Consider the following 12,822-nt stretch of genomic DNA (forward strand, 5'->3'; position numbering starts at 1 on the left):
AATGCCGGACGTTCGCCGGAGCGGGCCGCCACCCTCCGTAGACTGGTCCGGTGATATCCCGTATCGACATGCGCGGTTCCCTGCCGGGCAACCTGCGCGACGTGCTGCCCCGCGCCGAGCTCGACGTCGAGGCCGCCCTGTCGAAGGTGCGGCCCCTGTGCGACGACGTGCGCCATAGGGGGGTGGCCGCCGTACGGGAGTGGACGGCCCGCTTCGACGGCGTCGAGCTGGGCTCCACGCGCGTGCCCGCCGCGGCCCTCACCCGGGCGCTGGACGGGCTCGACCCCGCCGTGCGCGCCGCGCTGGAGGAGTCCATCCGCCGCGCCCGCATGGTGCACCGCGACCAGCGCCGCACCGACACCCTCACCCAGGTCGTCCCCGGCGGCACGGTCACCGAGCGCTGGGTCCCGGTCGACCGCGTGGGCCTGTACGTGCCGGGCGGCAGGGCCGTGTACCCCTCCAGCGTCGTCATGAACGTCGTGCCCGCCCAGGAGGCCGGGGTGGCGTCCCTGGCGGTCAGCTCGCCGCCGCAGGCCGACTTCGACGGGCTGCCGCACCCGACCATCCTGGCGGCGTGCGAGCTGCTCGGGGTCGAGGAGGTCTACGCCGTCGGCGGCGCGCAGGCCGTGGCGATGTTCGCCTACGGCACCGAAGAGTGCGAGCCGGTCACCATGGTCACCGGCCCGGGCAACATCTGGGTGGCCGCCGCCAAGCGCCTGCTCAAGGGGCGCATCGGCATCGACTCCGAGGCCGGCCCCACCGAGATCGCCGTGCTGGCCGACGACACCGCCGATCCGGCCCACGTGGCCGCCGACCTGATCAGCCAGGCCGAGCACGACGTGATCGCCGCCGCGGTGCTGGTGACCACCAGCGAGGCTCTGGCCGACGCGGTCGAGCGCGAGCTTCCCGCGCAGGTGGCCGCCACCAAGCACTCCGAGCGCATCACCGAGGCGCTGTCGGGCCGGCAGTCGGGCATCGTGCTGGTGTCCTCCCTGGATGACGGCCTGCGGGTGGTCGACGCCTACGCCGCCGAGCACCTGGAGATCCAGACCGCCGACGCCCACGCGGTCGCCGCGCGGGTGCGCAACGCCGGCGCGATCTTCATCGGGCCGTACGCGCCGGTGTCCCTGGGCGACTACATGGCCGGGTCCAACCACGTGCTGCCGACCGGCGGCTGCGCCTGCCACTCCTCGGGGCTGTCGGTGCAGTCGTTCCTGCGCGGCATCCACGTGGTCGACTACTCGCGCGAGGCGCTGGCGGAGGCCGCCGGCCACGTGTACGCGCTGTCGGAGGCCGAAGATCTCCCGGCGCACGGCGCCGCTGTGCGCGTGCGGTTCGACGGCGGTGCCCGGTGACCGGGGCGGGCCGGGCGCGCCTGGCCGATCTGCCGATCCGCGACGACCTGCGCGGGCGCTCGCCGTACGGCGCGCCGCAGATCGACGTGCCGGTGCGGCTGAACACCAACGAGAACCCCTACCCGCCCTCCGCCGGGCTGGTGGACGCCCTGGCCGAGGCGGTGCGCCGCGACGCGGCCGAGCTCAACCGCTACCCCGACCGCGACGCCGTCGCCCTGCGTGAGGACCTCGCGGCCTACCTCGGCCACGGCCTGACGCCCGGGCAGGTGTGGGCGGCCAACGGCTCAAACGAGGTGCTCCAGCAGATCCTGCAGGCCTTCGGCGGGCCCGGCAGGTCGGCCATGGGGTTCGAGCCGTCGTACTCCATGCACCCGATCATCACGACCGGCGCCTCCACCCGGTGGATCGCCGGCGCCCGCGAGGACGACTTCGGCCTGGACCCCGAGAAGGCCGTGGCCGCCGTCGAGGAGCACCGGCCCGACATCGTCTTCCTGACCAGCCCCAACAACCCGACGGGCACCGCCCTGCCGATGGAGGCGATCCAGCGGGTCGTGGAGGCCGCGCCGGGCATGGTGGTGGTCGACGAGGCCTACTTCGAGTTCGCCCGCACCGGCACGCCGAGCGCGCTCACCCTGCTGCCCGGCAACCCGCGGCTGATCGTCAGCCGCACCATGTCCAAGGCGTTCGCCATGGCCGGCACGCGCCTCGGGTACCTCGCGGCCGACCCGGCGGTGATCGAGGCGCTGCTGCTGGTGCGCCTGCCCTACCACCTGTCCACGCTCACCCAGGCGGCGGCGCGGGTCGCCCTCGCCCACCAGGACGAGCTGCTCGGCACCGTCGACCGGCTGCGCGCCGAGCGTGACGCCTGTGTGGCGCGGCTGCGCGGGCAAGGGCTGTCGGTCGCCGACTCCGACGCCAACTTCGTGCTGTTCGGCCGCTTCCCCGACCGCCGCGCGGTCTGGGAGGCGCTGCTCGCGCGCGGCGTGCTGATCCGCGAGGTCGGCCCGCCGCAGTGGCTGCGCGTCTCCGTCGGCACCACCGAGGAGATGGCCGCCTTCCACGAGGCCATGACGGCCGTGCTGGCCGTGTCAGACGTCATCCCCGCCTCCGGGATCCCCGGAGGCGACGAACCGGAGGAAATCGCGTGACCAGTCCCGCCGTGGGCGCGCCGAGGCCGAGGGTCGGCCGCGTCGAGCGTACGACCAAGGAGACCTCGGTGCTGGTGGAGGTCGACCTGGACGGCACCGGCAAGGTCGAGGTGTCCACCGGGGTCGGCTTCTTCGACCACATGCTCGCCCAGCTCGGCAAGCACGGCCTGTTCGACCTGACGGTCAAGACCGACGGCGACCTGCACATCGACTCCCACCACACCATCGAGGACACCGCCCTGGCCCTGGGCGCGGCGTTCCGCGAGGCGCTGGGCGACAAGTCGGGCATCCGGCGGTTCGGCAACGCCTCGTGCCCGCTGGACGAGTCGCTGGCCGAGGTCACCGTCGACCTGTCCGGCCGCCCCTACCTGGTGCACGCCGAGCCCGAGGGCATGGCCCCGATGATCGGGCCCGACTACGACACCACGCTCACCCGGCACATCCTGGAGTCCTTCGTCGCCCAGGCGGCGATCTGCCTGCACGTGCGCGTGCCCTACGGGCGCAACGCCCACCACATCGTCGAGGCGCAGTTCAAGGCGCTGGCCCGTGCGCTGCGCGCCGCCAGCGAGCGCGACCCGCGCGCCACCGGCGTCCCGAGCACGAAGGGGGTCCTGTGAGCTCCAACGGGACCGCCGTCGCCATGGTCTTCCTGGGCCTGTTCCTGATCGGCGGGGTCGTCTCCTTCGTCAAGCAAGGCATGCGCGTCGGCGCCGTCGTGTGCGGCGTCGGCGCCGCGCTGTCGATCACCGCGGGGGTGCTGTGGTGGTGAAGGTCGTCGTCCTCGACTACGGCTCGGGCAACCTGCGCTCGGCCGAGCGGGCGCTGGCCCGCACCGGGGCCGAGGTCACGGTGACCGCCGACCGCGACGCCGCGATGGAGGCCGACGGCCTGGTCGTCCCCGGAGTCGGCGCCTATTCGGCCTGCATGCGCGGGCTGAAGGCCGTGCGCGGCGAACAGATCATCGGACGCCGCCTGGCCGGCGGGCGTCCCGTCCTCGGCATCTGCGTCGGCATGCAGATCCTGTTCGCCGAGGGGGTCGAGCACGGCGAGCACACCGAGGGGTGCGGCGAGTGGCCGGGCGTCGTCGAGCGGCTGGACGCGCCCGTTCTGCCCCACATGGGGTGGAACACCGTGCAGGCGCCCGAGGGCTCGGTGCTGTTCGACGGGCTGGACGACTCCACGCGCTTCTACTTCGTCCACTCCTACGGGGTGCGCAAGTTCGAGCTCCAGGCGGGCGACGGGTTCCGCCAGCCTCTGGTCACCTGGGCCGAGCACGGCGTGCCGTTCGTCGCCGCGGTGGAGAACGGCCCGCTCATGGCCACCCAGTTCCACCCCGAGAAGTCCGGGGACGCCGGTGCGGTCCTGCTGCGGAACTGGGTAGGCACACTGTGAGATCCCGTCCGGCGTCGTCACGGCCGGCGGCCACGTGCTCGCCAGGTCACACGTGCTCACCGAGTCACACGTGCTCACCGGGTTAGCGGTGATCGGGTGAGCAAGGAGCGCGCGCGCCGCCGCGCCGAGCGGGAGGCCGAGCAGGCCCGTCAGGCCGCACTGCGCGCCGAGCGTGAGGCCCGGCGGGCCAGGTGGCGCAGGCTGCGCGCCCGGCTGGCCGCGGCGGTGCCCCGCCCGATTCGCGTCGCGCGCCAAGGCGGCGTGATCGCCCGGCGCCACAAGGCGCAGAACGCCGTCGTGGCGATGCTGTTCGTGTTGGTCCAGGCCGGCGCGTGGTTGCTGCTCGACGGCTGGGCGGCCCGGGTGGGCGTCCTGGTGTTGTCCCTTTTGCTGCTGCCGGTGCTCGTCACCGTCGTATTCGACCGGAGGTCCTAGAACAATGTCGCTGGTGCTGTTGCCCGCAGTGGACGTCGCGGACGGCAAGGCCGTGCGCCTGGTGCAAGGCGAGGCGGGTACGGAGACCTCCTACGGCGACCCGCTCGCCGCGGCGCTGGCCTGGCAGCGGGCGGGCGCCGAGTGGGTCCATCTGGTGGACCTGGACGCCGCGTTCGGCCGGGGCTCCAACCGCGAGCTGCTGGCCTCGGTCGTGGCGGCGCTGGACGTCCAGGTCGAGCTGTCCGGTGGCATCCGCGATGACGCCTCGCTGGCGGCGGCCCTCGCCACCGGCTGCCGCCGGGTCAACATCGGCACCGCCGCGCTGGAGGACCCGGCCTGGTGCTCGAAGATCATCGCCGAGCACGGCGACCGCATCGCCGTCGGCCTGGACGTGCGCGGCACCACGCTGGCCGCGCGCGGCTGGACGAAGGAGGGCGGCGACCTGTGGGAGGTGCTCGACCGGCTGGAGGCCGACGGCTGCCCCCGCTACGTCGTCACCGACGTCACCAAGGACGGCACGCTGCGCGGGCCGAACCTCGACCTGCTGCGCCAGGTGTGCGCCCGCACCGACAAGCCGGTGATCGCCAGCGGCGGGGTGTCCTCGCTGGACGACCTGCGGGCGCTGTCGACGCTGGTCCCCGAGGGCGTGGAGGGCGCGATCGTCGGCAAGGCGCTGTACGCGCAGGCGTTCACGCTGGAGGAGGCGCTGTCGGCGGTGCGGGCATGAGCGTCGCCGTACGGGTCATCCCCTGCCTGGACGTGGACGCCGGGCGGGTGGTCAAGGGCGTCAACTTCGAGAACCTCCGGGACGCCGGCGACCCGGTCGAGCTGGCGCGCCGCTACGACGCCGAGGGCGCCGACGAGCTGACCTTCCTGGACATCACCGCATCCTCGGGCGACCGCGGGACCATGATCGACGTGGTGCGCCGGACGGCCGAGCAGGTGTTCATCCCGCTGACCGTCGGCGGGGGAGTGCGGGCCGTGGAGGACGTCGACCGCCTGCTGCGCGCCGGCGCCGACAAGGTGTCGCTCAACACCGCCGCCATCGCCCGTCCCGAGCTGCTGACCGAGGCCTCGCGCCGGTTCGGCGCCCAGTGCGTCGTGCTGTCGGTGGACGCCCGGCGGGTCGTGGACGGCCCGCCCACGCCGTCCGGTTTCGAGGTCACCACGCACGGCGGGCGGCGCGGCACGGGCATCGACGCCGTCGAGTGGGCACGGCGCGGGCAGGATCTCGGCGTGGGGGAGATCCTGCTGAACTCCATGGACGGGGACGGCACCAAGGACGGGTACGACCTGGCGATGATCCGGGCGGTGCGGGCGGCGGTGACCGTGCCGGTCATCGCCAGCGGCGGCGCGGGCGCGCTGGACCACTTCCCGCCGGCCGTGGCGGCGGGCGCCGACGCGGTGCTGGCGGCGAGCGTGTTCCACTTCGGCCAGCTCAAGATCGCCGACGTCAAGGACACCTTGCGCGCGGTCGGTCACCCCGTCCGCTGACCCGTCCGCTGACCCGTCCGGCCCGCCGGTCGTCGTCTTGGTCCTCGTGCTCCACGGGGGCGGAGACCCGGCGGGTCCGTCTACCCAACTTGGGAGCGGTCCAAACCTGCTCGCATGGTGGAATGTCATCGCAAGGCGGGTGATGATCCGCTACGGTCGTGCGGGTTCTCCTATGGTGCCCGCAGACACAAGGATGTCCCGTGACCTCTCCCTCCAATCCGCAGCAGCCGGATTCGCCCTATCAGCAGGGCTCGCCCTATCAGGGAACGCACCAGCAGGGGTCCTACCCGCAGCAGACCTCTCCGCAGTACGGAGCCGGCGCGCCGCAGGACCCGTTCCAGCAGGGCGCCGCCGCGGGACAGACCTACCCGGGTCATGACCCTCTGGGGCAGGGCTACGGCGCCCAGCAGGGCGCCCATCAGCAGCCGGCCCCGTACGGCGGCGCGGCACAGGACGGGCACCAGCAGGCGGCCTACGGTGGCGGGCAGGGCGGGTACCCCGGAGTTCAGGGCGCCTACCCGGGACAGCAGGGCGCCTACTCCGGCCAGCAGGATCCCTACGCCGCCCAGCAGAGCTACGGCGCGCAGGAGAGCTACGGCGCCCAGCAGGGCTATGGGGCTCAGCAGGGTCACGGCGCGCAGGAGAACTACGGCGCCCAGCAGGCCTACGGTCAGCAGCAGAGCTACGGCCTGCAGGACCAGCAGGGCCCGCAGGACCAGCAGGGGCATGGCACCCAGCCGGGCTATGGCGCGCAGACCGGTTATGGCGCGCAGCAGGGTTACGGCGGACAGGACCAGCAGGGCTACGGCGCCCAGCAGGCTCAGGGCGCCCAGCAGGGATACGCGGCTCAGCAGGGCTACGGCGCCCAGCAAGGCTACGGCGGGCAGGGTTACGGGGGGCAGGGTTACGGGGGGCAGGACCAGCAGGGTTACGGGGGGCAGGACCAGCAGGGCTATGGGGCTCAGCAGGCCCAGCCGGGCTACGGCGGATACCAGCAGGCCGCCGACTCCCACCAGCAGACCCAGGTCCAGGAACGCCCCTCGCAGGGCGCCACGGCTCAGGACCCCTACCAGGCTCAGGACCCCTACCAGCAGGGCGCTGGGCAGGCCGGGCAGGAGTCCCAGCAGCAGTACGGCGCGTACGGCCAGACCACGGGCCAGGACCCCTACGCCCAGCAGGGCGGCGCCGGCCAGTGGCAGCCCTCCGAGCCCACGGCCGCCCCGGCCAAGAAGAAGAAGAAGTTCGGCAAGCTGCTGAGCGCGCTCGGGGCGGTGGGCCTCTTCGTCATCATCGCGCTGGTGAAATTCGGCGGCATCTTCGCCGTGCGCGAGGGCGTCGGCGCGGTCGGCGACCAGGTCACCGGCGCCCCGCGCATCGCCCACGTGGGCGACTGCATGTCCGGCCAGAGCGAGAACACCCTGAAGGTCGTCAACTGCAAGGACGCCACCGTCGAGTGGAAGGTCTCCCAGCGGGTCGAGGGCAAGACCGAGGCGCAGTTCGACGCCGACAAGAACCTCACCATGTGCCGCGACAAGAAGGTCACCTCCGCCTACTGGGAAGGCAGCAAGACCGGCGGCGCCGGCTGGATCCTCTGCCTGGTCCCGATGAACAAGAAGAGCTGACGTCCCGACCACTCACCTCCGCCGGGCCCGATGCCAGGCGTCGGGTCGGTGGGAAGGGGGACGGCGGGTCCGGCGCCGTGTGCGGCGGGTGACCTGGCTGACGGTCGCGGGTCACGGCGCTGGAGGTCGGCGAATCCGAAGCGTCCGGCGCCAGGTCATGGGGGGACGCTGGTTGGGGCGTGGCTCAGCCGGTGAGGCGGGAGAAGAACAGGGCCAGCTGACCGGCACCGGTGGTGATGCCGTCGAAGACGCCCTTCACCGCCGTGGCGGCCTCGGCGGGCCGCGAGTACAGGTAGAAGACCACGAAGGCGATGGCGAGGTAGGTGAGCACCTTCTTTGTCTTCATCGGACATCCTCCCGCTGCTGCTGTGGCGTGGTCCTACCGGAACGGTGGGACGCCCGATCTGCGGGAGCGGTCGTGCGCCGCTCCCATGTTGATCATAGCCAGGCATGGTCCGCCCGTGCGGTAACCGCCGCCAGACGGCCGTAACCGTCGAACGAACACCGGCTCCGCCTGGTTCCGTCGCGCCGAGCCGGAGTCCGATGCCGTGCCGGGTGGGGTCCGGATGCCGTGCCAGGCCGGAGTCGGAGGCTGTGCCGGGCCGCTGCCGGACGCCGGGGTGGGTCTGGCGTCAGACGCCGAGGTGGGCCTGGCGGAGGCGGTCGATGGAGGTCTGGTCGCCCTCGTAGGCGACGCGGGCGTGCTCCTGCCGGCCGAAGGCGAACAGCAGCAGCTCGACCGGCTCCCCGGTGACGATGACGTGCGGCTCGGCCTTCTTGCCTCCCGCCTTGCGCCCGTCGGGCAGTCGCAGCACGACCCCGACCGGTGAGCGGCGCAGCATCATGCGGGCGCCGCTCGATACCCGCTTCCACACGGTCTCGGTGAGGTCGGCCGGCAGCTCGCGCGGCTCCCAGCCGGGCTGGGCCCGTCGGACGTCCTCGTGGTGGACCAGCAGCTCAAGGGTGTTGACGAGCGCGTCCACGCCGGGCAGGAAGCCGTACGGCGACCATGGGGGCGGGCCCTGGCGGACGGCGTCGACGAGCTCGGGGTAGCTCCGGCCCGACTTGACGCCCTCCTGCACCCGGGCGGTGTAGCCGGCGAGCGGCTTGAGGACGATGCCGCCCGCGGCGTCGATGCGGCGCTCGCGCAGGACGAGGTGGGCGGCCAGGTCGGCGGTCGCCCATCCGGCGCAGAGCGTCGGGGCGTCGGGTCCGAGGTGGTCGAGGAGGTCACAGAGTGCGGCGCGTTCGGTGCGTGAGTGCGTCATCCTGATCACCCTAACTGCGTCGTTCTGATCACCCTAACAAGGCCCGTGCCCGGCCGATCGGCCCGCCCTGGGGTGACGTCCAAGGTGGGGCGGTCACCCTTGACGAGGCCCGTGCCCGCTGATCGGCCCGCTCCGAGGTGACGGTGGGGCGATCAGCTCTGACAAGCCCCGTGCCCCGCTGATCGGCCGGCCCTGGGGGACGTCCAAGGTAGGCCGATCAGCCCAGACGAGGCCCGTGCCCGCTGGTCGGGCCACCCAGGGGTGATGCCCGAGTTGGGACGTAGGGGTGGGAATAAATGAGTTGCCGCGGATGATAGGGATTGTGGCGGACCGGTTCCCCCGGCGAGCTCCGGCCGGCCCGCCAGGTCTCGTCCCCCATCGAGAGGATCCCCCGCGTGCCGAGCGAGCGCGATCACAGTCCGACCGTCATGCGCCAGGGGTTCGGTGTCATCGGCCACGCCATCCGGGGTGAGCCGCGCATCTTCATCGGCGCCGTGCTGAGCAGCTCGCTCTACGGCGCGATGACCGTCGCCTCCTCGTGGGCGCTGGGCTGGGCGACCGAGAACGCCGTGCTGCCGGCCTTCCGGTCGGGGCACGCGGTCACCGGCACCCTGGTCACCGCGGCGCTGCTGATCGTCGGCGTGGCGGTGCTCAAGGCGGCGGGGGTGATCGGCCGCAGGGTGCTGGCCGGCATCATGCAGTACCGGATGCAGGCCCGCTCGCGGCGCGAGGTGACCCGCCAGTACCTGCGGCTCCCGCTGGCCTGGCACCACCGTCACCCGACCGGCCAGCTGCTGTCCAACGCCAGTTCCGACGTCGAGGCCGCCTGGGCGCCGCTCGCGCCGCTGCCGATGGCCGTCGGCGTCGTGGTGATGCTGGTCACCGCGGCCGTCGCCATCCTGGTCGTCGACCCGGTGCTCGCCCTGGTCGGCTTCCTGATCTTCCCGGCCATCGCCGTGCTGAACCTGGTCTACCAGCGCAGACTCTCCCCGCTGGTGATGCGGGCACAGCAACTGCGCGCCGAGGTCAGCGAGATCGCGCACGAGAGCTTCGAGGGGGCGCTCGTCGTCAAAACCCTCGGCCGGGAGGACACCGAGGCGGCGCGGTTCCAGGCCACGGCCGACCGGCTGCGCGACGCCAACATCGCCGTGGGCCGCATCCGCGGCCTGTTCGACCCGCTGCTGGAGGCGCTGCCCACCTTGGGCGTGCTGGCGGTGCTGCTGTTCGGCTCGGTCCGCCTGGCCGCGGGGGACGTCTCCTCCGGAGAGCTCATCCAGATCTCCTACCTGTTCACGCTGCTCGCCTTCCCGATCCGCGCGCTCGGCTGGGTGCTCGCCGAGCTGCCGCGCAGCGTCGTCGGCTGGCGGCGGGTGCAGGACGTGCTGAACGCGTCCGGGTCGATGGAGTTCGGCCAGGCGCGCCTGGCCGAGGCCGGCCCGGCGCGCATCGAGGTGCGCGACCTCAGCTTCGCCTACGTGCCGGGCGCGCCCGTGCTGTCGGACGTGGGCTTCGAGGTCAGGCCGGGCCGGACGGTGGCGCTCGTCGGCCCCACCGGGTCGGGCAAGTCGACGCTGACCCAGCTGCTGGTCCGCCTCGTCGACCCCGACGAGGGCCGGGTGCTCATCGACGGGGTGGACCTGCGCGAGGTCGCCCGCGGCGAGGTGAGCACCGCCGCGGCCCTGGTGCCGCAGCAGACGTTCCTGTTCGACGACACCGTCCGCGGCAACCTGACCCTGGGCTCGCAGGAGGACGTGCCGGACGAGAAGGTGTGGGCGGCGCTGCGCCTGGCGCAGGCCGAGGGCTTCGTCAGCGCCCTGCCCAAGAGCCTGGACACCCGCATCGGCGAGCGCGGCGCGACCCTGTCGGGCGGGCAGCGGCAGCGCCTGGCGCTGGCCCGGGCCCTGGTCAGGACACCCCGGCTGCTCATCCTGGACGACGCCACCTCCAGCGTGGACGCGCAGGTCGAGGGCCGCATCCTGTTCGGCCTGCGGGACGGGTCTCCCGACTCCACGGTGATCGTGGTCGCCTACCGCATGGCGACGATCGCGCTGGCCGACGAGGTGGTCTACCTGGAACAGGGGCGCGTGGTCGACCGCGGCCCCCATGACGAGCTGCTGGCCCGCTGCGAGGGCTATCGCAACGTGGTCACCGCGTACGAACGTGAAGAGGCCGAGCGCGCGGCGCTGGACGCCGGCGAGGAGATCGTGGCATGACGACGCAGGTCGAAGAACGCGGCGCCGCCGCCGTGAAGGCGGGCGGCGCGCTGCGCATGGAGGAGCGCTCGGCCCTGGCGACGCTGCGGCGCGGCCTCGCGCTGTCGCCGGAGTTCCGCACCGGGCTGCCGGTCACGCTGCTGCTGGCGGTGCTCGCCACGCTCGGCAAGGTGATCGTCCCCTTCGCGGTACAGCAGGTCATCGACCGCGGCCTGAAGGACACCACGTCACCGGACATGCCGTTCATCACCGAGGCCGTCCTGCTCTGCGCCGTCGCGGTGCTGCTGACCGCCCTGTGCGGCTACCTGATGAACGTGCGGCTCTACCGCTCGACCGAGTCGGGGCTGGCCTCGCTGCGGGGCAAGGCGTTCCGGCACGTCCACGACCTGTCGGTGCTGACCCAGAACACCGAGCGGCGCGGCGCGCTGGTCTCCAGGGTCACCAGCGACGTGGACCAGATCAGCACGTTCATGCAGTGGGGTGGCCTCATGGTCATCATCTCGGTGGGCCAGCTGCTCATCGCGAGCGTGATGATGGCCCTGTACTCCTGGCAGCTCGCGCTGGTCGTCTGGGGCTGCTTCCTGCCGATGGCCGTCGCGCTGCCGCGGTTCCAGAAGCTGGTGGCCCGCGCCTACACCCAGGTCCGCGAGCGCACCGGCGACATGCTGGCGGCGGTCAGCGAGTCGGTGGTGGGCAGCGCGGTGATCCGGGCGTACGGGTCGGAGGAGCGCACCGCGCGCCGCATCGACGACGCCGTCGGCCTGCACCAGCGGGCGCAGACCCGCGCGCAGAAGATCATCGCCTTCACCTTCCCGGCCACCGAGCTGGTGGGCGCGGTGGCGATCGCCGGAGTGGTCCTGCTCGGCGTTCACCTCGGAGTGGGCGGCACCATCTCCGCCGGGCGGCTGGTCGCGTTCCTGTTCCTGATCACGCTGTTCATCAGCCCGCTGCAGACGGCGACCGAGGTGCTCAACGACGCGCAGAACGCCGTCGCCGGCTGGCGGCGGGTGCTCGGTGTGCTGGACACCCCCGCGGACGTCGCCGACCCCGCGGACAAGGGCGCGGTCCTGCCGCGCGGCCCCATCACGGTGTCCTTCCAGGACGTCGGCTTCCACTACCCCGACGGCCCGCAGGTGCTGCACGAGGTGTCGGTCGAGATCGGGCCCCGCACGCGCGTCGCGGTCGTGGGGGAGACCGGCTCGGGCAAGACGACCTTCGCCAAGCTGCTCACCCGGCTCATGGACCCGACCTCCGGGCGCATCCTGGTCGACGGCGCGGACCTGCGCAAGGTGCGGTTCTCCTCGCTGCGCGAGCGCATCGTCATGGTTCCGCAGGACGGGTTCCTGTTCGACGGCACGCTCGCCGACAACATCCGCTACGGCCGCCCCTCGGCCACCGACGCCGACATCGCCCTGGCCATCACCGAACTGGGCCTGACCGACTGGCTGGAGGGCCTGCCCGCGGGCCTCGCCACCTCGGTCGGCCAGCGCGGCGAGTCGCTGTCGGCCGGGGAACGCCAGCTCGTCGCCCTGGCCCGGGCCTACCTGGCCGACCCCGACCTGCTGCTGCTGGACGAGGCCACCTCCGCGGTGGACCCGGCGACGGAGGTGCGGCTGGCCCGCGCGCTCGACGGCGTCACCCGTGGCCGCACGGCCGTGTCGATCGCCCACCGCCTGTCCACCGCCGAGGCGGCGGACGAGGTGCTGGTGTTCGAGCACGGGCGCATCGTCCAGCGCGGCCCGCACGCCGAGCTGGTGCGCCAGGACGGCGTCTACGCCGACCTGTACGCCTCCTGGACCTCCGCAGCCCGCACCTCCTGACCCCGGACGCGGCTCGCCGCGCCGCCTCCGGGCGACCTCAGCGGTCTCACCGCCTCACCGGCCCGGCGGTGACCT

General features: G+C 72.9%; 13 protein-coding genes. 11 read left to right on the forward strand and 2 right to left on the reverse strand.

Annotated elements, in window-relative coordinates; all coding sequences use genetic code 11:
- Nucleotides 1-50 precede the first annotated feature (50 nt).
- From hisD to ACWEN6_RS21720, 9 genes are all read left to right on the forward strand, one after another.
- Entirely contained in the window at nt 51-1,355 is a 1,305-nt protein-coding gene (gene hisD / locus ACWEN6_RS21680; protein ID WP_452572224.1) for a histidinol dehydrogenase, read from the forward strand.
- Nucleotides 1,352-2,503, forward strand: coding sequence for a histidinol-phosphate transaminase (locus ACWEN6_RS21685; protein WP_452572226.1), 1,152 nt, complete (start codon nt 1,352-1,354; stop codon nt 2,501-2,503). The genes hisD and ACWEN6_RS21685 overlap by 4 nt, the downstream gene beginning before the upstream one ends.
- Nucleotides 2,500-3,120 (forward strand): imidazoleglycerol-phosphate dehydratase HisB, encoded by a 621-nt coding sequence (gene hisB / locus ACWEN6_RS21690; protein WP_354845974.1) that lies wholly within the window; start codon nt 2,500-2,502, stop codon nt 3,118-3,120. Before ACWEN6_RS21685 ends, hisB begins: the two co-directional genes overlap by 4 nt.
- Nucleotides 3,117-3,272, forward strand: coding sequence for a hypothetical protein (locus ACWEN6_RS21695; protein WP_354845977.1), 156 nt, complete (start codon nt 3,117-3,119; stop codon nt 3,270-3,272). The genes hisB and ACWEN6_RS21695 overlap by 4 nt, the downstream gene beginning before the upstream one ends.
- Nucleotides 3,263-3,895, forward strand: a complete 633-nt coding sequence (gene hisH / locus ACWEN6_RS21700; RefSeq protein WP_452572228.1) for an imidazole glycerol phosphate synthase subunit HisH — start codon at nt 3,263-3,265, stop codon at nt 3,893-3,895. Before ACWEN6_RS21695 ends, hisH begins: the two co-directional genes overlap by 10 nt.
- A 96-nt stretch (nt 3,896-3,991) precedes the next feature.
- Nucleotides 3,992-4,330 (forward strand): hypothetical protein, encoded by a 339-nt coding sequence (locus ACWEN6_RS21705; RefSeq protein WP_452572230.1) that lies wholly within the window; start codon nt 3,992-3,994, stop codon nt 4,328-4,330.
- Nucleotides 4,331-4,334: 4 nt separating this feature from the next.
- Entirely contained in the window at nt 4,335-5,057 is a 723-nt protein-coding gene (priA, locus tag ACWEN6_RS21710; protein ID WP_452572232.1) for a bifunctional 1-(5-phosphoribosyl)-5-((5-phosphoribosylamino)methylideneamino)imidazole-4-carboxamide isomerase/phosphoribosylanthranilate isomerase PriA, read from the forward strand.
- A complete protein-coding gene (gene hisF, locus ACWEN6_RS21715; protein ID WP_452572234.1) occupies nt 5,054-5,824 on the forward strand; it encodes an imidazole glycerol phosphate synthase subunit HisF in 771 nt (256 codons plus the stop codon). The genes priA and hisF overlap by 4 nt, the downstream gene beginning before the upstream one ends.
- A 200-nt stretch (nt 5,825-6,024) precedes the next feature.
- On the forward strand, nt 6,025-7,446 hold the full coding sequence (locus ACWEN6_RS21720) for an LppU/SCO3897 family protein (protein ID WP_452572236.1): 1,422 nt from the start codon (nt 6,025-6,027) through the stop codon (nt 7,444-7,446).
- 184 nt (nt 7,447-7,630) lie between these two features.
- Here ACWEN6_RS21720 and ACWEN6_RS21725 read toward each other — a convergent pair whose 3' ends face one another.
- Together ACWEN6_RS21725 and ACWEN6_RS21730 are read right to left on the reverse strand one after the other, a co-directional pair.
- Entirely contained in the window at nt 7,631-7,792 is a 162-nt protein-coding gene (locus tag ACWEN6_RS21725) for a hypothetical protein (protein WP_354845994.1), read from the reverse strand.
- A 286-nt stretch (nt 7,793-8,078) separates the two neighbouring features.
- A complete protein-coding gene (locus tag ACWEN6_RS21730; RefSeq protein WP_452572238.1) occupies nt 8,079-8,714 on the reverse strand; it encodes a TIGR03085 family metal-binding protein in 636 nt (211 codons plus the stop codon).
- Nucleotides 8,715-9,142: 428 nt separating this feature from the next.
- Here ACWEN6_RS21730 and ACWEN6_RS21735 point away from each other — a divergent pair, with 428 nt between their 5' ends.
- Both ACWEN6_RS21735 and ACWEN6_RS21740 read left to right on the forward strand, forming a co-directional pair.
- On the forward strand, nt 9,143-10,927 hold the full coding sequence (locus tag ACWEN6_RS21735; RefSeq protein ID WP_452572536.1) for an ABC transporter ATP-binding protein: 1,785 nt from the start codon (nt 9,143-9,145) through the stop codon (nt 10,925-10,927).
- Nucleotides 10,924-12,747, forward strand: a complete 1,824-nt coding sequence (locus tag ACWEN6_RS21740) for an ABC transporter ATP-binding protein (RefSeq protein WP_452572240.1) — start codon at nt 10,924-10,926, stop codon at nt 12,745-12,747. Before ACWEN6_RS21735 ends, ACWEN6_RS21740 begins: the two co-directional genes overlap by 4 nt.
- The last annotated feature ends 75 nt before the right edge of the window (nt 12,748-12,822 follow it).

The organism is Sphaerisporangium sp. NPDC004334 (genome assembly GCF_053602655.1).